Source organism: Chitinophaga pollutisoli, assembly GCF_038396755.1.
GTDB lineage: Bacteria > Bacteroidota > Bacteroidia > Chitinophagales > Chitinophagaceae > Chitinophaga > Chitinophaga pollutisoli.
In genome coordinates this window covers 2413101-2436389 of sequence record NZ_CP149822.1, presented here as the reverse complement: position 1 = coordinate 2436389, position 23289 = coordinate 2413101, and the positions used below count along the sequence as shown (strand labels likewise).

20 protein-coding genes are annotated in these 23289 nt (G+C 54.7%); 13 read left to right on the top strand and 7 right to left on the bottom strand.

Annotated elements, in window-relative coordinates; all coding sequences use genetic code 11:
• Positions 1-15: 15 nt before the first annotated feature.
• The 3 genes from WJU16_RS09855 to WJU16_RS09845 all read right to left on the bottom strand — a co-directional run bounded on the left by WJU16_RS09855 (position 16) and on the right by WJU16_RS09845 (position 3154).
• Positions 16-744, bottom strand: coding sequence for a hypothetical protein (locus WJU16_RS09855; protein WP_341838148.1), 729 nt, complete (start codon positions 742-744; stop codon positions 16-18).
• Complete coding sequence (gene dnaX / locus WJU16_RS09850) at positions 734-1885, bottom strand: DNA polymerase III subunit gamma/tau (protein WP_341838147.1); 1152 nt, start codon at positions 1883-1885, stop codon at positions 734-736. Before dnaX ends, WJU16_RS09855 begins: the two co-directional genes overlap by 11 nt.
• A 105-nt stretch (positions 1886-1990) precedes the next feature.
• Entirely contained in the window at positions 1991-3154 is a 1164-nt protein-coding gene (locus WJU16_RS09845; RefSeq protein WP_341838146.1) for a hypothetical protein, read from the bottom strand.
• 286 nt (positions 3155-3440) lie between these two features.
• Between WJU16_RS09845 and WJU16_RS09840 the strand changes: the two genes are divergently transcribed.
• The 4 genes from WJU16_RS09840 (at position 3441) to WJU16_RS09825 (ending at position 8214) form a co-directional block, all read left to right on the top strand.
• On the top strand, positions 3441-4688 hold the full coding sequence (locus WJU16_RS09840; protein WP_341838145.1) for an HlyD family secretion protein: 1248 nt from the start codon (positions 3441-3443) through the stop codon (positions 4686-4688).
• Positions 4689-4706: 18 nt separating this feature from the next.
• Positions 4707-6050, top strand: a complete 1344-nt coding sequence (locus tag WJU16_RS09835) for an ABC transporter permease (protein ID WP_341838144.1) — start codon at positions 4707-4709, stop codon at positions 6048-6050.
• A complete protein-coding gene (locus tag WJU16_RS09830; RefSeq protein WP_341838143.1) occupies positions 6043-7512 on the top strand; it encodes a TolC family protein in 1470 nt (489 codons plus the stop codon). Before WJU16_RS09835 ends, WJU16_RS09830 begins: the two co-directional genes overlap by 8 nt.
• Positions 7513-7587: 75 nt before the next feature.
• A complete protein-coding gene (locus WJU16_RS09825) occupies positions 7588-8214 on the top strand; it encodes a hypothetical protein (RefSeq protein ID WP_341838142.1) in 627 nt (208 codons plus the stop codon).
• Between the two features lie 70 nt (positions 8215-8284).
• On the opposite strand, the gene WJU16_RS09820 is transcribed toward WJU16_RS09825, so the two are convergent.
• Positions 8285-9517, bottom strand: coding sequence for a metallophosphoesterase family protein (locus WJU16_RS09820; protein ID WP_341838141.1), 1233 nt, complete (start codon positions 9515-9517; stop codon positions 8285-8287).
• Between the two features lie 218 nt (positions 9518-9735).
• On the opposite strand from WJU16_RS09820, the gene atpD reads away from it, so the two are divergent.
• Positions 9736-11238, top strand: coding sequence for a F0F1 ATP synthase subunit beta (gene atpD / locus WJU16_RS09815; RefSeq protein WP_298717955.1), 1503 nt, complete (start codon positions 9736-9738; stop codon positions 11236-11238).
• A 26-nt stretch (positions 11239-11264) separates the two neighbouring features.
• On the top strand, positions 11265-11516 hold the full coding sequence (gene atpC, locus WJU16_RS09810) for an ATP synthase F1 subunit epsilon (RefSeq protein ID WP_298717958.1): 252 nt from the start codon (positions 11265-11267) through the stop codon (positions 11514-11516).
• Positions 11517-11830: 314 nt separating this feature from the next.
• Here atpC and WJU16_RS09805 read toward each other — a convergent pair whose 3' ends face one another.
• Positions 11831-12382 carry a YqgE/AlgH family protein gene (locus WJU16_RS09805; protein WP_341838140.1) on the bottom strand — a complete coding sequence of 184 codons (552 nt, stop codon included), beginning with the start codon at positions 12380-12382 and terminating at the stop codon, positions 11831-11833.
• A 181-nt stretch (positions 12383-12563) separates the two neighbouring features.
• On the opposite strand from WJU16_RS09805, the gene WJU16_RS09800 reads away from it, so the two are divergent.
• Complete coding sequence (locus WJU16_RS09800) at positions 12564-13133, top strand: DUF1801 domain-containing protein (RefSeq protein ID WP_341838139.1); 570 nt, start codon at positions 12564-12566, stop codon at positions 13131-13133.
• A gap of 305 nt (positions 13134-13438) precedes the next feature.
• On the opposite strand, the gene WJU16_RS09795 is transcribed toward WJU16_RS09800, so the two are convergent.
• On the bottom strand, positions 13439-13726 hold the full coding sequence (locus WJU16_RS09795; protein ID WP_341838138.1) for a hypothetical protein: 288 nt from the start codon (positions 13724-13726) through the stop codon (positions 13439-13441).
• Between the two features lie 742 nt (positions 13727-14468).
• On the opposite strand from WJU16_RS09795, the gene WJU16_RS09790 reads away from it, so the two are divergent.
• Genes WJU16_RS09790 through WJU16_RS09775 form a run of 4 tightly spaced genes read left to right on the top strand, consistent with a single transcriptional unit; the run spans position 14469 to position 17641 of the window.
• A complete protein-coding gene (locus WJU16_RS09790) occupies positions 14469-15773 on the top strand; it encodes a HAMP domain-containing sensor histidine kinase (protein WP_341838137.1) in 1305 nt (434 codons plus the stop codon).
• Positions 15774-15808: 35 nt separating this feature from the next.
• Positions 15809-16615, top strand: a complete 807-nt coding sequence (locus WJU16_RS09785) for a HesA/MoeB/ThiF family protein (RefSeq protein WP_341838136.1) — start codon at positions 15809-15811, stop codon at positions 16613-16615.
• A 29-nt stretch (positions 16616-16644) separates the two neighbouring features.
• Entirely contained in the window at positions 16645-16809 is a 165-nt protein-coding gene (locus WJU16_RS09780; protein WP_341838135.1) for a hypothetical protein, read from the top strand.
• Between the two features lie 13 nt (positions 16810-16822).
• Positions 16823-17641, top strand: coding sequence for an alpha/beta hydrolase (locus WJU16_RS09775; RefSeq protein WP_341838134.1), 819 nt, complete (start codon positions 16823-16825; stop codon positions 17639-17641).
• Between the two features lie 16 nt (positions 17642-17657).
• Here the strand turns inward: WJU16_RS09775 and WJU16_RS09770 are convergent, their stop codons facing one another.
• Entirely contained in the window at positions 17658-18569 is a 912-nt protein-coding gene (locus WJU16_RS09770) for an LD-carboxypeptidase (RefSeq protein WP_341838133.1), read from the bottom strand.
• Between the two features lie 109 nt (positions 18570-18678).
• Between WJU16_RS09770 and metG the strand changes: the two genes are divergently transcribed.
• Positions 18679-20760, top strand: a complete 2082-nt coding sequence (gene metG, locus WJU16_RS09765) for a methionine--tRNA ligase (RefSeq protein ID WP_341838132.1) — start codon at positions 18679-18681, stop codon at positions 20758-20760.
• Positions 20761-20868: 108 nt separating this feature from the next.
• Positions 20869-23268, top strand: a complete 2400-nt coding sequence (locus tag WJU16_RS09760) for a 3-hydroxyacyl-CoA dehydrogenase NAD-binding domain-containing protein (protein WP_341838131.1) — start codon at positions 20869-20871, stop codon at positions 23266-23268.
• The last annotated feature ends 21 nt before the right edge of the window (positions 23269-23289 follow it).

Sequence of the window (23289 nt, the reverse complement as noted above, 5' to 3'; positions counted from 1 at the left end):
CAAAGGAATGTTACGTTAAAAATCCAATTCCATGTTGAGCCGGTCTCTCAGTTCCTTTACCAGGGGGTATTTTTCCATCATCCGTGCAAATTGTTGCTTGCTGGACAGGGGCTCCGGTCCGGTATCTACTTCGGCCTGCCGTGATTCGTCGAGGTGAAGGGTCAGCACCAGGTCTTTATTCCGGAATTTCTGCTTGAAGAACTCGGAGATCTCCAGCTTTTCTTCTTCCATAAACCGGTACTGCACGATATTCCGGCTGGTAATGCTGATCTCTTCGGCGCTTACCAGCTCGGTTTGCGCCAGCTGGAGGTTGCCCACCACCGTCATTTTATTGGCCTGCCGGAACCGGTCGATAAATTCGTCCCAGTACACGGCCACCGCGCCTGCCGTTAAGGGGATGGACGCTTTAGGCGTATCCGCTTTTTGTTGCTGCTTGGCGGCCAGGGCTTCTTTCATAGCTGCCAGGCCGGTCAATTTGGGTGTTGCCGCGCTGCCAATGCCGGGCCCGGCGGGCCGGGGAGCGCTGGCTGCCGGAGGCGCCGCCGATACAGGCGCTGGTGCAGTTACAGGAGCCGGCTTCGGGGTCACCGGAGCCGGGGCGCTGGCTTGCGCGGGCTGCGCAGCGCCGGATTCTATGGTCAGCCGCGGTTCAGGCGGTGTGATCGTTTTGCTGGTAGCCGGTTTGCCGTAAACCGGGGTGGGGAGGGGAGCCCGCAGGCGCTGGTGAGTGCCTTCAGGAATCAAGTTTTTTTACCACTTCGCCCGTCTGCTCATTGCTGACAAGCGTTACGGCCTGCTGCAGGTAACAAAGCCGGATCAGGGCCATCTCCACATGAAGACGCTTGTTCCGCGCCATGCGGTAGCCGATCTCGGTGTCGTTCAGCAATTGCAGGGCCGTTACGATGTAAGGCGCGCTCAGGCGGCCGCTCATCTGGCGGTAACGGTCCTTCAGGTTGGCAGACACTTCCATGAGGTGAAGCACTTTATCGTCCTTGCAAACCAACAGGTTACGCAGGAACTCGGCCAGCCCGCCCAGGAAGTTGTCGCCTTCGAAACCCTTCTGCAGGATCTCGTCGAATATCAGCAGCGAGCCCGCGATATCCTGGACCAGCACCCCTTCCATGATCCGGAAAAAGTAGTCGTAATCGAGGATATTGAGGTGCTCAAGGGTATTTTGATAAGTCAGCTGCCCGCCCGTAAAGCTCACGATCTTATCGAGCGTGCTGAGGGAATCGCGCATGCAGCCATCGGTCTTCTGGGCGATGAGGTGCAGGGCGTCCGCCTCGGCGGAAAGCTGTTCTTTGGAAACGATATCCTGTAAATGGTCCACCGTGTCCTGTATCGTGATCCTTCTGAAATCGAAGATCTGGCAACGGGACAGAATAGTGGGGAGGATCTTGTGCTTTTCGGTGGTGGCAAGGATGAAGATGGCGTAGGACGGCGGCTCTTCCAGCGTTTTCAGGAACGCGTTGAAAGCCGACGAGCTGAGCATGTGCACCTCATCGATGATATATATCTTGTATTTGCCTGCCTGCGGCGCGAAGCGGACCTGGTCTACCAGGGTCCGGATATCGTCGACCGAGTTGTTGGAGGCGGCGTCGAGCTCGTGGATGTTGAAGGAAGCGCCGTCGTTGAACGTCCGGCAGGAGTCGCATTTGTCGCACGCTTCGCCGTCGGGCTGGAGGTTCTCGCAGTTGATGGTTTTAGCGAGGATCCTGGCGCAGGTGGTTTTACCCACGCCCCTGGGGCCGCAAAACAGGAAGGCATGCGCCAGCTGGTTATTGCGGATGGCATTCTTGAGTGTGGTAGTGATGTGGGCTTGCCCTACCACCGTAGAGAAGTTCTGCGGGCGGTACTTACGGGCCGATACAATAAAATTTTCCATGTGGGAGTCGCTCCTTTCCAAAAGCCGAAAGTAACGCAAAAAACAGGAAGTAAAAAGCAGGAAAACGAAAACCGGCCGCTATGGCCGGTTTCAGCAAATTTCTCCTTATTGGATGAGCGGGTGCCGGTGGAACTCCCGCTGCCGGTCGAACAGGTACCGGTAAGTGGTCAGCTTCCGGCTGTGGAACCCGCCCAGGCTTTCGGCCACATTGAGCATCTTGGGGTTCCAGTCGCCCACCCATTGCATTTCATATTCATCGTAGCGCTTCCGGGCCTGTATGATCTTCGCTCCTTCCACGATCATATATGAATCCACGCCCTTACCCTGGAATTCCGGGACCACGCCGAACACCAGCCCGGTAAACTTCCGGCAGGCGCCGGTCATCTTCAGCCAGAGGAACTGCAGCTTTTGCAACAGGCCGAATTTGCCGCCCATGTGCTTGAAATACTGGTTGAGGTCGGGCAGATTCAGCCAGCAGGCAACCGGCTCTTCATTATGATATACGAACCAGATCACTTCCTCGTCCATCACCGGTTTCATTTTCCGGAAAATCAGGATGGCCTGCTCCCGGCTCATCTCTTTATTGCCCCCGTGCCCGGCCCAGGCTTTGTTGTACACTGTCACGAAATCGGTAGCGAACTTATCCAGCTGGTCTTTTTTGAGGTGCCGGGCCGTAAAAGCCGGGTCGGCCGCGATGTTGGCGTGGCGGGAATGGAACTTGCTCTGCAGGGTGGTCTGCACATCCAGCCCGAAGCATATCTGGTGGAAGAACGGCTGAAACCCGTAGTTTTCGAACAATTGCTGGTAATACGGCGGATTGTAAGCCATCCCGAAGGGCGGATTTACATATCCTTCCACCTGCAGCCCCCACCAGCGGTCCCGGTCGCCGAAATTGATGGGCCCGTCCATCGCCTCCATGCCCCTTTCCGCCAGCCAGGCCTTCGCCGTGTCGAACAGGAGATTGGCGGCCTCCTGGTCGTCCACACAATCGAAAAATCCGGCGCCGCCCACGGGGAATTCGTCGCCGACAGACTTATATCGTTTGTTGACGAAGGCGGCGATCCTGCCCGTAAGCCTGCCCGATTCGTCGGTTATTACCCAGCGGACAGCCTCCCCGAAACGGAATGCCTTGTTCTTCTCCGGGTCGAAAATATCTTCAATGTCTTTATCCAGCGGTTGGATCCAACCTTCCTTGTCTTTATTCAACTGCACGTGAACGTCGAGGAATGCCCGCGCCGTTTTTTCATCTTTTACTGGTATTATTTTCATCTGGGCCATGGGTGCAAAAATAAAATATATTGGATTCCGTTATTCATCCGGGCAAATTTAGCTGCGTTATGTCGAAGATAATCCCGTCTGCCCCATATAAATCACGTTTGAAAATGCGATTCCCATCTTTCGAAACAATTAACTTTTCGTTTAGCTTTCCCCGGTTATTTTTATGGAATAACAGCACCCGTGCATCCCGATAAAGCCGCCAGGGGCGGAATACGCAAACTGATACCTAAACTATACACAGCATTATACCCTTGACTCATACCACACACGCTCCGCTATGTTAAAGAAAAAATGGTGGCTCCTCGCCGCTCTCCTGTTTGTTTGCGCCCTGGTTGGCTATTTCGTGTTCGGCAAGAAGGCTGAAGGCCCCGGCGCCCGCGCCACCGTCAAAAAGGATATGTTCCGCGACATCGTGGCCAGCCCCGGTGAGCTTATGGCCGAAAATACCGTCTACATCCAGGCCCCTCCGCTCCAGGCGAACCAGATTTATGAAGACGTGAAAATCCAGGATATGGTGGCCGAAGGCATCACCGTGAAGGAAGGGGATTACATTGCCACGCTCGATGCCGCCGTCGTTAATAAGAAGATCGGCGACGTGCGCATGGAGCTCGACCGCGCGCAAACCACCCTTTCCCAAACCGCGCTCGACACTACGCTGCAGCTCCGCGAATCGCGGGACGGCATCACCAATATGTACTTCACTCTCGAACAGAAACAGATTGCCCTGCAGCTGAGCAAATACGAGCCACCGGCCACTATACGCCAGGCCGAGCTCGATCTCGACAAGGCAAAGCGCGATCTCGAACAGCTGGAAGAAAAACACCGCATCAAGGAACGACAAAGCGTCGCGAAGATGGAACAAGCCAACCGCGACGTGGCCCGCCATCAGAATAACCTCAACAACCTCGAAGACCTGAAAAGCAAATTCACTATTAAAGCGCCTAAAAACGGTTTGCTCGTGTATGTGAACGACTGGTCGCAGGGCGGCAAAAAGAAATCCGGCTCCTCCATCCGCAGCTGGGACCCCAACCTCGCCATGCTGCCCGATCTCAGCAGCATGCTCTCCAAAACGTATATCAACGAAGTCGATATCAGCAAGATCAAAAAAGGGCAAAGCGTGACCATGGGGCTCGACGCTTTCCCGGAAGTGAAACTCTCCGGCACCGTGACCTCCGTGGCCAACATCGGCGAAAACCGCCCCGGCTCCAACGCAAAGGTTTTTGAAGTGATGATCAAACTCGAGAAAGTGGACTCCATCCTCAAACCCGGGATGACCACCTCCAACAATATCCTCATCAACGAAGTGCCCGACAAGCTGACCATCCCGCTGGAAAGCGTTTTCAGCGAAAAGTCCAAAAGCTATGTGTATATCCGCCGCGGCAACGCGATCGAAAAGCGGGAAGTGGCGCTGGGTAAGAGCAACGACGAAGTGGTGATCGTGGAAAAAGGGCTGGCCGCGGGAGATGAAGTCTTCATGTCGGAACCAGCTTCCGCAAAAGACAATACCATCCTCCCCATTCAATAACGCTCAAACCCGCCACACATGCAGCAATTATGGGGTACCCGCAATAGCAATAACCTGCGCATCGCGCTGGATTCCCTCGTGGCCAACCGGCTGCGATCGTTCCTGACCGCGCTGGGCATCATCTTCGGCGTTGGCGCCGTGATCGCCATGCTGGCCATCGGCCGGGGCGCCAAAGAAGAAATCATGAACCAGATGAAACTGGTCGGCGTCAATAACATCGTCATCAAACCCGTAACGGAAAAGAAAGAAAATGAGGAAAAAGAAGGGACAGACGATGCGGAAGAAAAGAAAACGAACGGACAGGAAAAGAAAGCCAAATTCTCCAAAGGCCTCACCCTGGCCGACGCGCATTCGATCCTGAAAATGGTGCCCACCGTGGAAGCCATCAGCGCGGAAATGATCCTCGACCAGGACATCATCTATAAAAGCAAAAGCAAAAAACTAAAAACCGTTGGCGTGGAACCGTCCTTCTTCCAGCTGAACAACATCGGGCTGTCGGAAGGCAGGATGTTCAACGCGGAACAATTGTCGAAAGGCGAAGGCGTTTGCATCATCGGCGCCGGCGTGAAGCGGAAGTTCTTTTTGTCGGAAGATCCCATCGGCAAAGACATCAAGTGCGGCCAGCAATGGCTCCGCGTGATCGGGGTGACCGACGAGAAGCTGATCAGCAGCGCCACGAAAGAAAACCTCGGCATCCGCGATTACAATATGGACGTGTACATTCCCATCCAGACGGCCGTGCTCCGCTACCGCAACCCCGCCTTCCGCATATCGGAGAACCGCTGGGAGCGGAATACCAATCCGCCGCCTGTGCACCAGCTCGACCAGCTGATCGTGAAGGTCCGCGACCCGGAGCAGCTTACGGAATCGGCAGGCATCATTTCCCGCATGCTGAAACGGCGGCATTCGGATGTGGAGGATTTCGAAGTCTCAATCCCGGAGCAGCTCCTGAAGCAGCAACAGAAAACGAAAGACGTGTTCAATATCGTATTGAGCGCCATCGCGGGCATCTCGCTGCTGGTAGGTGGTATCGGGATCATGAACATCATGCTGGCGTCTGTACTGGAACGGACCAAAGAGATCGGCATCCGGATGGCGCTGGGCGCGCAGAAGACCGACATCGTCATGCAGTTTTTGTTCGAAGCCGTGCTGATCAGTCTTTGCGGCGGCATCATCGGTATATTGCTTGGCGTAGCCGGCGCGTATTTCGTGGATAAGGTCGCCGATATCAAAACCATCATTTCCGCTATTTCCATCCTTTTATCCTTTGTGCTGGCATCCTCCGTGGGATTGATCTTCGGGATCTCCCCGGCACGGAAGGCCGCCAACCAGAACCCAATTGAATGTTTACGCCATGCTTAAAAAAGTGATCCTGTCCGCCATATCGGCGGCTTCCCTCATACCCGCCGCAAAGGCGCAACAGTCGCTGAAGCTGAAAGAGGTGATTTCGATGGCGCAGCGCAATTCGCCCTCTTATTACCGGGCTCAGAGCCGCGCGCTGAATTCGATGTATGCTTACCGGTATTTCAAATCGGGGCAGATGCCGCAGCTGGTATTGAACTTTAATAACAGCAGCAGCCCGTTCGGCGAAACAGTGGAAGTATTGCAGCCAGATGGTAAGATCGAATACATCCGGAGGAAGACATCCAACACCTCGCTGGGGCTGGGTTTGCGGCAAAACGTTCCCTGGACCGGGGGCTCTTTTTCCGTTCGCTCCGATCTCAGCCGGTTCGACGTGTTCGGCGATCTGTCGTCGCAGAATTACCTGGCCACGCCGTTTTCCATCAATTATAACCAGCCTTCGATCGTGTACAACCCGTTCCGCTGGGAGCGGATGATTGCGCCGATCGCGTATGATGAAAGTAAGCGGCAATATGTGGAAGACCTGGAGATCGTGGGGCTCGACGGGGCTTCTTACTTCTTTGCGGCGCTCACGGCGCAGGTGCAGGTAAGGATTTACCAGCAGAATGTGAACAACACCGATACGTTGTACAAAATATCCAAAGGCCGCTTCGACCTGGGGAAGATCGCGGAGAACGAATTGCTGCAGATCGAACTGAGTTTGCTCAACGCGCGCAACACCCTCGAGCAGTCGACCCTCCAGCTGGAAATGGCGTACCAGGAGCTGAAACGTTTCCTCAATATGCCGAAAGACGCGGACATTAAACTGGAGATGCCGGATGAGGTGCCGCAGTTCGACGTGCCGCTCGATAAAGCCGTGGCCGAGGCGGGGAGCAATCGCCAGAGCGTGCTGGAATTCCGCCGCCGCCGCCTGGAAGCCAGCCGGGACGTAGCCGCGGCGAAGGCTTATAACGGGTACGAATTCAACCTGCAGGCGCAGCTCGGGCAGCGGAACAGCGACGAGAAACTGCGGCAGGCGTACGCCGGCGGCGAAGTGCAGCAGAACCTCAGCGTAGGCGTGGGGATCCCGATCATGGACTGGGGGCGCGCGCGCAACAGGGTGCGCCAGGCGAAAGCCAACCGCGACCTGATCGAGATCGACGTACAGCAGGAAGAAAGGAAATTTGAGCAGGAAGTGTTCCTCCAAACGCAGCAGTTCAATATCCAGAAACGCGTGCTGGCCAGCGCCGCAAAGGCGGATACCATCGCCGGGCTGCGCTACGAAATCACCAAGCAACGCTATCTCATCGGGAAGATCAGCATCACCGACCTCAACCTGGCGCAGCAGGAAAAAGACCAGGCTTCGCAGTCGTTCATCAGCGCCCTGCGCAACTTCTGGAACAATTATTACACCCTCCGCCGGCTGACGCTGTATGATTTCGAGAAGAACGAAAAGATCCGGTACGAATTCGACGAAGACTAAAAACGGAGCCATATACCAGACGGTGCCGGGTTTTCTCCGTTGAAAATCCGGCATTATTTTTTCTATAGGGGGGATATGCGTCCAAATTGGATATTAATCGCCGCTTTATCCGTGGTAGCCCTGGCCCTGGGCATCAAATCCTGCCACGACCAAAACCGCGCCCGTACGCTGTTACGGGTGAATGCAGGGCTGATCCGGGAAAACCAGGAACTGAAAGACCGCCTCACCCTCAGCAACCGCACCACCCAGCAGATCGTGGACCGGAAAGACATGCAATCACAGATGCAGGCCACTTTCGTGGACCGCCGGGAATATTTCCGCCGCAACTGGAAACAATACATCACCCTGCATACCGGGGATTACAAAACCGGCTTCCTGGGCGGCATCCGCAACCTGGACATCACGCTGCGGAACCAAACGGAATATCCGCTGGACAATGCTGTAGTGGTAGTGGAATACCTTCGCGGGAACGGCAGCGTCTTCAAATCGGAACCTTATACCATCCATAATATCCCAGAAAAAGGCACCCGGACGATCCAGGCCAGCAATTCCCGGAAAGGGACGAAAGTGAATATCCGACTCGTGAGCGTCACCAGCCAGCCCATGAATTTCTGCTGGTCGGCGGACAAGCGGGTGATGCCAGGGGATGAAGACCCCTGGGCCTGCGTTCCCAAAGCCAAACCGGCGGACACGCTCAGATAAAGCAAACATCACCATATATAAAAAAGGGAAGCAACCTGCGAGGGCGCTTCCCTTTTTCATGGTATACCGGTTACCGTTTGCTTTTCAGGTCCACTTTCCCGAATTCGGAGCCATCGTCTTTCAGCATAACGAGCCGCAGGTCCTTATCCGTGGCTTTCACCTGGATGAGCGTGCGGTTGCCGTCTTTCGGTCCGCCGCCGATTACAATCGGGTAGGAGTGCTGCCCTTTGACCGGCTGGTGGATGCCCATTTTATGGGTGTGCCCGGCGATGAACAGGTCGACGCCGGCCTTTTCGAATATATCGGCGAACATTTCGCGGCAATGGGTAGGGCCATGCCAGTCGCCGGAGTAATAATGGGGGATGTGCATCATCACCACCCGGAATTTCGCTTTTTTGAAACCGGGGGAGGCGACGATCTTTTTCAGGTTTTCGGCCTGGAACCGGCGGTATTCATCGAAGTTGACGATGCCGGCGTATACGGGGTGGTCGTCGGGCTTGTCTTCCCCGGTATCGAGGACGGTGAAGTGAACGGGGCCCCAAACGCGGTCGAAAATATAGCTTCCGTCGAAGTAGTTGGCTAGTTCGCGGCGGTATTTGCCGCGGGTTTCGTGGTTGCCGCGGGTGAAGATGAAGGGTGTTTTGGAGGCGAAAGCCTTGCCGGCGGGGGCGAGGAGGTGGTCGATGATTTGTTTCTCATCTTCCTGGTAATCAAATACATCGCCGTTGAAGAAAACGAAATCGTATGGCTGTTTGGCCAGGCTGGTGAGGTGAGGGATGCTTTCCGGGCGGTCGTGGATGTCGTTGATGACAAGCCAGGAAACTTCCGTTGGTTTGAGGGCGGGTGTGGTGAAGGTGTGGATATCGGAGACGAGGGTATCGCCGTAGGTGAGTTTATAGGGCCGAAATTCGACAATCTCCTTTGAGTGCACCCGGTAATGGTAGGTAGTTCCGGGTTTGAGGTGGGAGAGGCGGATGCGGTGGAGGGTGTTGTAGGAGTCGACGATGCCGCCGCTGGCGTGGTGGGCGGTGGTGCCGAGGGCTTCGGATTCTCCGTATTCCACCCAGGAGTAGGTGGGTTTGTTGCTGAGCCACATGACCGTCATGCCATCGGGCATGGGGTGTTGGAGGTAAGGCTGGCAGAGGAAAGTGTGGGCGTCCGCGGCGGAGGCGGCCTCGGGGTCCGAAACGGCTGTAGCGGCTGCGCGGGCGCCGGGGGCCAGGGTGGCGGCGCCGAAGAGGCCGGCTTTCGTCAGGTTGCCGAGGAATTTGCGGCGTGGGAGTAAGGGCTTATCGTTTTGCATGATAAAGAGTGTTAAGCCTTAAAAATAATGCTGGCTGCCCGTAAAAGCCAACTTATTGAGTATAATTAGTATATATTTATCCTTCCGGGGGTAAAACCTGACGAAAATCACCCCAAATCAAATTCCCGGAATTTTGGGTTTTCTGGCTTCAATTGTTACCTTTGCGCGAAATTTTGCATTAGCACATTTTACTTGCGTACTATAAACAACTAACAAATATGCCTAATACAGGTAAGATCAAACAAATCATCGGTCCCGTTGTGGACGTGCATTTTGAAGGAAAATTGCCGGAAATTTATAACGCGCTCGAGCTCACCCGTGACAACGGCCAGAAGGTAATTCTGGAGGTGCAGCAGCACCTGGGCGAGGACAGCGTTCGCACCGTGGCTATGGACTCCACCGAGGGTCTGGTACGCGGTATGAATGTGACCGACAAGGGCGGTCCCATCAAAATGCCTACCGGTGATGCCATTAAAGGCCGTTTGTTCAACGTGGTGGGCGAGGCTATCGACGGTCTCGGCCAGCTGGACGCTACCAATGGCGCCCCGATCCACCGGATGCCTCCCCGCTTCGAGGACCTGGCAACCGACACCGAGGTGTTGTTTACCGGTATTAAGGTAATCGACCTCATCGAGCCTTACGCGAAAGGTGGTAAGATTGGTCTGTTCGGTGGTGCGGGTGTGGGTAAAACCGTGCTCATCCAGGAGCTGATCAACAACATCGCGAAAGGCCACGCCGGTCTGTCCGTATTCGCCGGTGTAGGTGAGCGTACCCGTGAGGGTAACGACCTGATGCGCGAGATGATCGAAGCGAACATCGTGCGTTATGGCGACAAGTTTAAAGAATCCATGGAACACGGCGGCTGGGATCTGTCCGCTGTAGACCAGAACGAACTGAAGAACTCCCAGGCTACATTCGTGTTCGGCCAGATGAACGAACCTCCCGGAGCCCGTGCCCGTGTGGCCCTCTCCGGCCTCACCATGGCGGAATACTTCCGTGATGGCGATGGCACTGCCGGCAGCGGTCGTGACATCCTGTTCTTCGTAGATAACATCTTCCGTTTCACCCAGGCAGGTTCCGAAGTATCCGCGCTGCTGGGCCGTATGCCCTCCGCCGTAGGTTACCAGCCCACTCTGGCTACTGAGATGGGTTTGATGCAGGAGCGTATCACATCCACCAAAAACGGTTCCATTACCTCCGTACAGGCGGTATACGTACCGGCGGATGACTTGACCGACCCTGCTCCGGCCACTACCTTCTCCCACCTTGACGCGACCACGGTACTTTCCCGTAAGATTGCGGATAAGGGTATCTATCCCGCTGTGGATCCCCTGGATTCCACCAGCCGTATCCTTACCCCCGCTATCGTGGGCGAATCTCACTACAACACCGCTCAGCGCGTGAAAATGATCCTCCAGCGTTACAAGGAGCTGCAGGACATCATCGCGATCCTGGGTATGGACGAGTTGAGCGACGAGGACAAACTGACTGTATCCCGCGCCCGTCGTGTGGAGCGTTTCCTCTCCCAGCCGTTCCACGTGGCAGAGCAGTTCACCGGTCTGAAAGGCGTACTGGTTCCCATTGAGGAAACCATCCGCGGCTTCAACATGATCATGGACGGCGAAGTGGACGAGTATCCGGAAGCAGCGTTCAACCTGGTAGGTACGATCGACGACGCTATCGAGAAAGGCAAGAAACTGCTTGCGGCTGCTACTAAATAAGCCCAGACATCACTAAACCGATTAACATGTTATTGGAAATATTAACACCGGAAAGAAAGCTGTACACAGGAGAAGTATACGGCATCCAGCTGCCGGGTGTAGACGGGTCCTTCGAAGTGTTGGACCGCCACGCTCCGCTGATTGCCGCCCTGGGTAAAGGCAAAATGAAGGTGCTGAAAGATAAGAGCCATGCGGAGCATTACTCCATCGAAGGAGGCTTCGTAGAGGTGCTGAATAACAAGGCGACGGTGCTGGTAGAAGGCGCCACCGCCCAGTAAGCTTCTCAAAGGCAATCATATGAAGGCCGGGCAGTGATGCCCGGCCTTTTTTTATTGAATAGGCTGGTATATATCGGGTAAATCCGCCGGCCCCCCCACCGGGAGGGATGCATTACGCGTTCTGAAAAGCTTTACAATTAAACCTGGTGTAAACCAATAGCAGGACTAGTCAGCAGTATAGGCTTAGTAGGGATACAGTAGGGATACCGTACTGAAACCGTACTAAGACCATACGATTGGGGTAAAATATCAATTGCAGCGGCTGGAAGCCAGGCTGCCGGCGGCCCGGTTTCTGCGTATAAATTGAAAATGAATTAGTTGAGGGACGGGTCGATAGGGAAGTTGGCCATCATGGCGAAGTTGTTGCCCAGTTTCTGCAGGGATTGCTTCCAGATTTCTTCTTCGTTGCCGTTGAAGAGGAGTGGTGGGTTGATGCCGGAGAGGATCCAGCTTTTTTCGTTGAATTCGCCTTCGAGCTGGCCGCTGGCCCATCCTGAGTAGCCGATGAAGAATTTGATTTTCTGCAGGTCCAGTTCCCCGCGGTTGATCAGCTCCACGACGGTGGCGAAGTCTCCGCCCCAATATAACCCGGGGATAACCTCGAATCCACCTTCGATGAGGTCGGGGATTTGGTGAATGAAGTGAATGGTGTCGAGCTGGACGGGGCCGCCGTAGAATACGGGGATGTTGGGGGTGAGAACGGCCGGGATGAGTTCATCCAGTTTATGGTCGAACGGGCGGTTTACCACGAAGCCAAAGCTGCCTTCTTCCTGGTGTTCACATAACAAGACCACAGTTCTGGCGAAATTCGGATCTTTCAGGAAAGGGTCCGCAATCAGCAATATTCCAGGCGCAAGTTGTTCCATACCTAATTTCCTTCTGCTCTGACCAAATTTAACCAACTCCGGCCAACTATCGGCAATGGAAAGGTACTTTTTTGCATTCGCGGATATTTTCCGACGCATTTCACCCTGTTTTTGTCGCTTTCGGCATGTTGATGTCCCGGAAGGTGGTGGTATTTTTGATTCACATAAAACCCGTTTACCCATGGCGAAAACTGATTTCAAATCCATCGACGAGTATATCTCCACATTTGACGCGGCAGCCCAGGCCGCGCTGGGAGAGATCCGGCAGGCGATCCGCAAGGCGGCTCCTGACGCGGAGGAAGTGATCAGCTACCAGATCCCGGCATATAAATCCGGAAAAACCTTTGTAATCTATTTTTCAGGATTCACGGAGCATTATTCCCTTGCTTTTCCGCCCCCGTTCACGGTTTTCACGGCTTTCGCGAAGGAGCTGGCGCCTTACAAGCAATCGAAGAGCGTGGTGCAGCTCCCCAAAAGTTCTCCTTTGCCCCTGGACCTCATCTCCCGGATGGTGAAATTCCGGCTGGAGGAGGCGCAGGCAAGTCAGGGCGCTAAGCCTGGGAGGCAAGCCGCTTCCAAGGGAAAAGCTGCCGCCAGGCCCGCAACCAAAACCGCGCCTAAGGGTAAGTCGCAGGCCAAGGCAGCGCCGGCTGCGAAATCCACCACTAAAGCCGTACCCGAAGGAAAAGCGCAGGCTAAAACCGCACCGGCTACGAAGGCTGCAACCAAAGGGAAGACCCCTGCTAAATAAAGGCTGGTAGTCCCGGTTTCCCCTTCTTCGAGGCGGTGACCCACGCAAACTTTCACGTACCGGCTTGCTCCTCTGCATCGTTCAGCAGCAAGTGTTGAATATTGGAATATTGCGGAAGAGAGTATCGTTAATAATGGGCATAGGTAGGTTAGGCATTTGGCGAAGGTTTCGTCTTCCCATTTGTGTTTGTCAGAAAAGAACAGCCAGCCAGCGCCGCATACGATGCCGCAAACTGCATTCGAAATCTGTCGTGGCCAGGTATGGCTGCGATGTAATGATGGATCTGGCGCAAACAAGGGAAGTTTTTATATGCGGCCGCTCACGCGCAATAAGTGGAATTTCATTTCTTCGATAATGATACACGCCTGCAGCAAAGATTCCTTCGAATTTTCTTTATGTACGTACAGCCAAACGGTATCTCCGGTGATCGGACCTTTCATTTTAAACCTGCTGTCTGGATGACGGTAAACTATCGCATCGTACCATGTAGAGAACATGAAAGAACGGAAAGCTACGAGTATGCCGATGGGCAGACTGTATACACCCGCCAGTAAAAATGAAATGACAAAGAGGTCAACAACAGTGATATTCATAGAAAGTTGGATTGAACAGCCGGCAATCTAAATGAATTATCCATCCGGAAATTCCGGGGAATCGAAAAGTGAGAAAGTTGTTTCAAAACTGATGACATAAATAATCCTGGAGTTCCCCGTGGGCCAGCGTCCCGCTATTTCCACCCATTTCCACAATCTCCGGAAAACCGAGAAATTCTCACCACAGCTAAGGCCGTATTTCCACACTCCCGTCCCCGCCGCGCCAGCCCCCGGACACAATACGCCCCCCGGTTCCCACGTTATCTGTGCCGGCCGGATCATCTCACCTGCCCGATGGAAAGGAATCCAAACTATTGTAATCCAATAAATTAGAATGAAAATTAGCGGCAATAAAAAAAGGGACCTAGAAAGATCCCTTACCATTTTATCAACCAAAATCTAAATCGCTTATGGAACGAATCCACGTCGATGTATGTAGAAAGTTTATTCGCTTATTTATTTCTGTTATCCAGTAGCAAATTTGGTACCAGATGACAGAACAAAGGTATGTAAAGTGCACATAATAACCACGTAATTTCTCCGTTAAAATTACGTTAAAGTGATGTTTTTTAACAGTACCCCCCCACTATCCACCACCCACCCCCATAATTTTGTATCATAGTTGCTGTAGCAATTACCGGTGTACGCCGCTTTTTTCGCTATATTTATCGTTTCATAGTCTTACAAAATGCTGCCGTTAAAAAAGATATTTCCCGTCATAATTGCGCTTATTACCCTTTCCTTGCTGGGAATCATTTATATACAGTTTAGCTGGATTCGTAATGCCGCCCATATCAAAAAAGAAGAGAAAGAGCAGAAAATGATCGAAGCCGTTTTCTCCGCCGGCAACGAACTCCTCAACCGCTCTATCACACCCGTCACCCGCATCCAGATCGACCGCAACAAACAGGAAGGCGCCCTCGGCAAATTCATGCTCGAACCCTTCCCCGGCAATACCATCAAACCACTCATTCCCATTTCCGCCCAAGTGGACGTGAAAGAGGTTTCCAACCTCCTCACCCACGCCATGAAACAAAGCAAGCTCGATACCGTCTTCGAATTCGGCATCGCCATGAACAGCGAATACGGCGGCACCACCACGCAACTGGCTTCCCGCAACTACGCGGAACGCCTTCGCCGCCGCGAAATGGACTCCGCACTGTACCAGGAAATTATCGTCCCCCTCGCCGAAAACCTCACCACGCCCAACCTCGAAGTACTCCACGTTTTCGTGCCGCAAAGCAGCCTTACCATCTTCAAATCCCTGGGCTGGATGATCTTCGGCTCCATCCTCTTCACCATGATCATCGTGACGGCCTTCGCCCTCACCATCCGCACCATGCTCGGACAAAAGAAACTCTCCGAAATCAAAAGCGATTTCATCAACAATATGACCCACGAACTGAAAACGCCGCTGGCTACCATCTCCCTCGCCATCGACGCCATCGGCAACGAACGCGTCATGGAAAACAAAGAGAAGATCCGCTACTTTTCAGGTATCATCAAGGAAGAAAATAAACGCATGAACAAGCAGGTGGAATCCATCCTGCAATCCGCCCTCATGGAAAAGGAAGAGCTCACCCTCAACCTGCAACCCATCGATGTGCACCAGCTCATCACCCACACGGTCGACAACCTCCGGCTGCAGCTCGACGGTAAGAACGGTCACGTCGATCTCCAGCTGAACGCCATCCAGCCTATCCTCAACGCGGATGAAGTGCATTTTTCCAACCTCATCTTCAACCTGCTGGATAACGCCATCAAGTATTCGAAAGACAACCTGGAGATTCGCATCGCCACCGCCAGCACGCGCAAAAACCTCGTGATCTCGATCACCGACAACGGCATCGGCATGAGCCGCGACACGGCGTCGCGCATCTTCGAGAAATTCTACCGCGCCCACACCGGCAACGTTCACAACGTAAAAGGTTTCGGCCTGGGCCTCACCTATGTGAAAGCCATCGTGGACGCGCATAAAGGCAAGATCCGCGTGGAAAGCGTATTGGGCAAAGGCAGCCGTTTTACGATGGAGTTTCCGCAGGAGTAGGTATCTTTGCCCTGGAAATCAGACTGTAGCACAACATGTTGTCAGAAAAAGAACTCAACAGATATAAACATCCCATCGCAGTGCCCGGTATGGGCGTGCAGATGCAGGAACACCTGAAAAAAGCGCGTATCCTTATCATCGGTGCGGGCGGATTGGGAACCCCCGTGGCCCATTACCTCAGCGCCGCCGGCGTGGGCGTGATCGGCATCGCCGACTATGGCGTGATCCTGGAAGAAGACCTCCACCGCCTGCTCATCTTCAATATGCAGGACCTCCGCAAGCACAAAGCCAAAATGGCCGCCAGCCGCCTCTTCTCCCTCAACCCCTGGAACAAGCATTACCCTTTCCTCATACAGGTCCGCCCGGATAACGCCCGGCAGGTTTTCCAGGGATTCGATCTCATCATCGACTGCTCCCAGCACCGCGCCACCCACCTGGTGGTCAACGATGCCTGCATCCTCGATAACAAACCGTTCGTTATGGGCGAAGTGCATAACTGGACCGCCTGGTGGGGTGGGTTCAACATGGCGCCCGCCAGCGGAGCGCCCCCCGCTTCGTACCGCTGCAACGAATTCCTGCTCGACGACTTCCGCAATTTCGACGCCGGCGCCATGGGCGCCACGCACGGCGCCACCGCCCTGCTGATGGTGAACGAAATCATCAAATACCTCGCGGGCGTACCCGGTCTTGCAGGGAAATTGCATACCTTTAATTACCTGCATCACCAGTTCGACGTACAAGACCTTCATTCCGACGCGGCTAAAATCCAGGGCGTGAAAGAACAGGGGCTCCTCTCCGCCGACGACTACGGCCTGGAGATCGTGCCGGATGTGGAAGACTGACCCGTTTTTACCCAATACCCCGGTCCTGTATGGTTGGTACGAAAGTCTGGCTGATCCCTATCCGCCACAGCGAGAGCCTCCGCGACCTGAATCCCGATAAGGTCACGCTGATCCGCATCCTGGGCGGCGGGCATGACAATCTCCCGTCTTTCCCGGAATACCATACGTTCATCCGCGATATCCTGCAGGTATAAATCCTGAAACAATATGCAAGAGCCGCCGACATTACGCAGATATCTGAAAAAGATCGCCCTCTGGGCCATCGCCGTGTACCTCGTGGCGGGCGTGGTGCTGTATTTCATCCAGGACCGGCTACTGTTCCACCCGGAAGTGCTCCCGGCCAATTACCAGTATAAATTCGACGTGCCTTTCCAGGAGATGCTCATTCCGGTAAATAAGAAAGTGAAGCTGAGCGCGGTATTGTTCAATGCGGAGAAGCCGCGGGGGATGGTGCTGTACTTCCACGGGAATTCCGCGAATATCAACCGGTATGCGAAGTATATGCCCGGTTTCACGAAGAACGGGTATGATGTGCTGATCATGGATTACCGGGAGTTCGGGAAAAGTACGGGAAGATTAACGGAAGAAGCGTTGTATGAAGACGCGCTCCTCATGTACAAAGTGGCCCGGACCCGTTTCGCGCCGCACCAGATCGTGATTTACGGGAAATCCCTCGGCACGGGGATCGCCACCCAGCTGGCGTCTGTCCGCGATTGCCGCCGCCTCATCCTCGAAACGCCTTATTACAACATCGGCGACGTGGCGTCCGAAGCCGCGCCCATCTACCCCTACAGCCTCATGCTCAATTTCAGGCTGCCTACCAACGAATTCCTGCCCAAAGTGGCGGCACCGGTGGTGATGTTCCATGGTACGGATGACGATACCGTGCCTTACGCATCCGGCGAAAAGCTCACATCCTTGTTCAAAAAAGGGGATACGTTGTTTACCATCGAGGGCGGGGAACACAATAACCTGAACGATTATCCCATTTTCCACCAAAAACTCGATTCCGTCCTGCAACTGTAAGGGCTGAACTGCTTTCCTATCGCACTTCTGTCAGCGAAACGCCGCGGGGCGTCACTTTCAGCTCGTGGGGAATGCCCATTTTGAGCGCGAAGTTCTCGTCCTGGTGCCCGACGGGGAAGTTGTAGCACACGGGATATCCGTATTCCGCCACCATGTTCCGGATGATTTCGAACTCGGTTTGCCCGAACTGGGTTTCCGTTTCGCGGGGATCGGCGAAGGAGCCGACCACGAGCCCTGCCAGCTGATCGAGCCAGCCGGCGCGTTTGAGGTTGTACATCATGCGGTCTACGTTGTAACGGTATTCGCCGATGTCTTCCAGGATGAGAATCTTTCCTTTGGTGTTTGGCTGGGAAACGGTGCCGGAAACGTTGGAAAGGAGCGTGAGGTTGCCGCCGGTGAGGGCGCCGGTGGCCTTGCCGGGGCGGTTCATGTCGTGGGCGTCGGCCGCATAACGGCTGCGCTTGCCCGAAAGTGCGTCTTTCAGGCTGGAAACGTAGGCGTTATCCTTTGTGGCCGGCGTGATGCCGCTGCACATGAGGCTATGGATACTGGGTATTTTGAAGGTGGATTGAAGATGGGTGTGGAGAACGGTGATGTCGCTGTAGCCGCAAAGCCATTTGGGGAAGCGGCGGAAGCGGGTGAAATTGATCCGGTCGAGGATGCACACCATGCCGTAGCCGCCGCGGCCAAATAGGATCGCCTTGATCTCCGGATCGTCCATCATATCCTGCAGCTCTTCGAGCCGGAGCTCGTCCGGGGCGGAGAAATTATGGAAGCTGGTGCCCACCGTAATGCCTAAGTGTACCCGGTACCCCCAGGAGCGCAGTACATCTGCCGCAAACTCGGCTGCCTGGAGCTCCATTTTGCTGCTGGGACACATAATGCCTATGAGGTCGCCTTTTTTCAGATATGGCGGAATTTTGATCATTCGTCAGCGCTTTAGTTTACCTTTGCAGATTAGTAATAAAATCACAAATAACCTGCTTCGGGTGACCAAAGTAAGTGTTATTTTCAATTTTTTAACGGAGAATACGCTAATGGAAAAATTTAACAGATACCTGGTGACGGCGGCTTTACCCTATGCCAACGGACCGGTGCATATCGGGCACCTGGCCGGCTGCTATCTGCCGTCCGATATTTATGTGCGGTATCTCAGAGCCAGGAAAATGGACGTCAAATTCGTCTGCGGAACCGATGAACATGGAGTACCCATCACCATCAAGGCCATGCAGGAGAATGTGAGCCCGCAGGACATCGTCGACAAATACTACGCCGTCATCCGCGACAGCTTCGCGGCGATGGGCATTTCTTTCGATATATTTTCCCGCACCTCCCGCCAGGTCCATCACGAAACCGCCGCGGCGTTCTTCAAAGTGATGTATGATAAAGGACTGTTCGAAGAACGGGAGTCTGAACAATATTTCGACGAGATCAAACAGGTGTTCCTGGCCGACCGCTACATCATCGGCACCTGCCCCAAATGCGGGAACGACCGCGCTTATGGCGACCAGTGCGAGCGTTGTGGCAGTTCCCTCAGTCCCGACGAGCTCATCAACCCCCGTTCCGCCCTCAGCGACGCGGTGCCGGTGAAGCGCAAAACGAAGCACTGGTACATGCCTCTCCAGCAATACGAACCCTGGCTGAAACAATGGATCCTCGAAGACCACAAGGAATGGAAAAATAACGTGTTCGGCCAATGCAAAAGCTGGCTTGACAACGGGCTGCAAAGCCGCGCCATGACCCGCGACAGCAACTGGGGCATTAAAGTGCCGCTGCCGGACGCGGAAGGGAAAGTGCTGTATGTATGGTTTGACGCGCCGATCGGGTATATCTCCGCCACAAAGGAGCTCACCGAAAACTGGGCCGATTACTGGTGCAAGGAAGATACGCGCCTGGTGCATTTCATCGGGAAAGACAATATCGTGTTCCACTGCATCATCTTCCCGGCGATGCTGAAAGGCCACGGCGGTTTCATTGTTCCCGACAACGTACCGGCGAACGAATTCCTCAACATCGAAGGCGAAAAGGTATCCACTTCCCGCAACTGGGCCGTGTGGGTACACGATTATATCAGGGATTTCCCCGACCAGCAGGACGTGCTCCGCTACGTACTTTGCTCCACGGCGCCTGAAACGAAAGACAACGACTTCACCTGGAAAGATTTCCAGGACCGGAATAACAACGAGCTGGTGGCTAACCTCGGCAACTTCGTGAACCGCACGATGGTGCTCATGCACAAGCTCTGCGGCGGAAAGGTGCCGCCCATGCACGCATCCGTGAAAGATGCGGCGGACGACGCCATTTACCAGGCGCTGCAGGACGCGAAACTGAAAATCGCCGAGAACCTGGAAAACTACCGTTTCCGCGACGCGCTGGCAGAAGTGATGAACGTAGCCCGCGAAGGCAACCGTTACCTCCAGGAAAAACAACCCTGGATCCTGGCCAAAACGCCGGAATTGCAGGCGGAGAACCAGGAGAAGATCGATAACTGCCTGCACGTTTGCCTGCAGCTGACCGCCAACCTGGCCATCTTCCTCAATCCTTTCCTGCCGTTTACCGCGCAGAAAATCTGCCACATGCTCAAGGTGGTAGACCGGATGCTGGAATGGGAAAACGCCGGCAGCATGAAGCTCGTGAGCGTAGGTTATTCCTTACGCGCGCCTGAACTGCTGTTCAAGAAGATCGAAGACGAGCAGGTGGCCGCTCAGGTAGAAAAACTCCACGCCGGTTTGAAGAAAAGCGCCGCCGCTGCAGCGCCCGCCGCGGCGCCCGTTGCGGAAGCGAAGCCGGCGAAGGCGGAAATCCAATACGACGATTTCGCGAAACTTGACCTGCGCGCCGGCACCATTACCCATGCGGAAAAGGTGCCGAAAGCGGATAAACTGTTGAAACTCACTGTGGATCTCGGTAGCGAACAGCGGACCGTGGTGTCGGGGATCGCGGAGCACTACGCACCGGAGGCCATTATCGGCAAGCAGGTGACGCTGGTGGCCAACCTGGCGCCCCGCAAAATGCGCGGCATCGAAAGCCAGGGTATGATCCTCATGGCGGAAGACAATGGCAAGCTCGTGTTCGTGAATCCCGATGCGCCCGTGGCGCCGGGCAGCGGCATCAGCTGATCATGGAAAAATAATGCTAAAAGGCCGGTGAATTCACCGGCCTTTTTCGTTATACGCAAGTTTCCAACCGTAAAAAATGTTAAATTCATTGCTCTAAAGCTGGAAATTATGCAAAGAAGGATCAATAAAGTTGCTGTGCTGGGCTCTGGTGTAATGGGCTCAAGGATCGCGTGCCACTTCGCCGGTGTAGGCGTGAAGGTGTTACTGCTCGATATTGTGCCGAAAGAACCGAACGAAAAGGAGAAAGCCAAAGGCCTGACGCTGGAAAGCCCGGCTGTCCGCAACCGCATCGTGAACGACGCGCTGCTGGCCGCCGTTAAATCCAATCCTTCCCCGCTTTATACGAAAGAAGCCGCCAAACACATCACCACCGGCAACTTCGACGACGATATGAAATCCATCGCCGGTTGCGACTGGATCATCGAAGTGGTGGTGGAAAACCTCGATATCAAGAAGAAAGTTTTTGAACAGGTCGAAAAGTACCGCACGCCGGGCACGCTCATCACTTCCAATACTTCCGGCATTCCCATCCACCTCATGGCGGAAGGGCGCAGCGCCGATTTTCAAAAACATTTCTGCGGCACGCACTTCTTCAACCCGCCCCGTTACCTCCGCCTCCTGGAAATCATTCCCACCCCGCATACCGATCCGGCGGTGACGGATTTCCTCATGCATTACGGCGATCTGTACCTGGGTAAAACCACGGTGCTGTGTAAAGACACGCCCGCGTTCATCGCCAACCGTGTCGGCGTTTTCTCCATCATGGCCATTTTCCACATCATGCAGGAAATGGGGTTGGGGATTGATGAAGTGGATGCGCTGACTGGCCCCGTCATCGGCCGCCCGAAGTCCGCCACCTTCCGTACCGCGGATGTGGTGGGGATCGATACGCTCGTGAAAGTGGCGAAAGGCGTAGCCGAAAACGCGCCGGACGATGAAGCCCGCGCCATCATGAACATCCCGCCGTTCCTGCAGAAAGTGGTGGAAAACAACTGGCTCGGCGATAAAACCGGTCAGGGCTTTTACAAGAAAACAAAAGGAGAAGGCGGAAAGGAAATCCTGACGCTCAACCTCCAGACTATGGAATACGGTCCGAAGCAGCGCGCGAAATTCGCGTCCATCGACGCGGCGAAGCCTGTCGAAGACCTGAAGCAACGCATCAAAATGCTGGCCGGCGCCGGCGATAAAGCGGGTGAATTCTACAAAAATTTCCACGCTTACCTTTTCTCCTACATTTCCCACCGCATCCCCGAGATCGCGGATGATCCCTACAAAGTGGACGACGCCATGAAAGCGGGTTTCGGCTGGGAGATCGGCGCTTTTGAGACCTGGGACCTGCTGGGTGTGGAAAACGGCATCAAAACGATCAAAGACAAAGGCCTGACGGTGGCTGCCTGGGTGGAAGACATGCTGGCGGCCGGTGTGAAAAGTTTTTATAAAGTGGAAGGCGGAAAGAAATTCTATTACGACCTGGCTTCCAAATCCTACAAGGCGGTTCCCGGCGCGGATGCATTCATCATCCTGGAAAACCTGTCCAACAACATCGTCTGGAAAAACAGCGCCTGCAACCTCTACGACATCGGCGACGGCATCCTGTCGCTCGAATGGAAAACGAAGATGAATACCATCGGCGGCGAGGTGCTGGAAGGTGTACATAAATCGGTGGACCGCGCGGAGAAGGATTTCCGCGGGCTGGTACTCGCCAACGACGCCGCGAATTTCTCCGCGGGCGCCAACGTGGGGATGATCTTCATGTTCGCCGCGGAACAGGAATACGATGAGCTGGATATGGCGATCCGCCTCTTCCAGCGGAGCACCATGCGCTTGCGGTATTCCTCGATCCCCGTGGTGGTGGCCCCTCACGGGCTGACGCTGGGCGGCGGTTGCGAGATGAGCCTCCATGCCGACGCGGTGCAGGCCGGGGCCGAAACCTATATCGGCCTGGTGGAACTGGGCGTGGGATTGATTCCTGGCGGCGGCGGCACCAAAGAGTTCGCGCTGCGCGCTTCAGATGAATACAAGGAAGGGCAGATCGAAAACCCGATTCTGCAGGACCGCTTCCTCACCATCGCGCAGGCCAAGGTGGCGACGTCCGCCGCGGAAGCGTTCGACCTGGGAATTCTCCGGCATGGGACGGACGCGGTGAGCCTCAACCACAGCCGCATCATCGCCGACGCCAAACAGAAAGCCCTGGAGCTGGCGGATGCGGGCTATACCCGCCCGATCGAGCGGACCGACATCCGCGTGCTGGGGCGTGGGGCGCTGGGAGCGATGCTCACCGGCATCAATGCCATGAAATTTGCCAACTATATATCGGAACATGATGGAAAGATCGCCGGCAAGCTGGCTTACGTGATGTGCGGCGGTGACCTTTCGGAGCCTGCACTGGTGAGCGAGCAATACCTGCTGGACCTGGAAAGGGAAGCGTTCCTGAGCCTTTGCGGCGAGCGGAAAACCCTGGAAAGGTTGCAGAGCGTGCTCAAAACGGGCAAGCCGGTTCGCAACTAGATTTTTTATTTTCGCCATTCA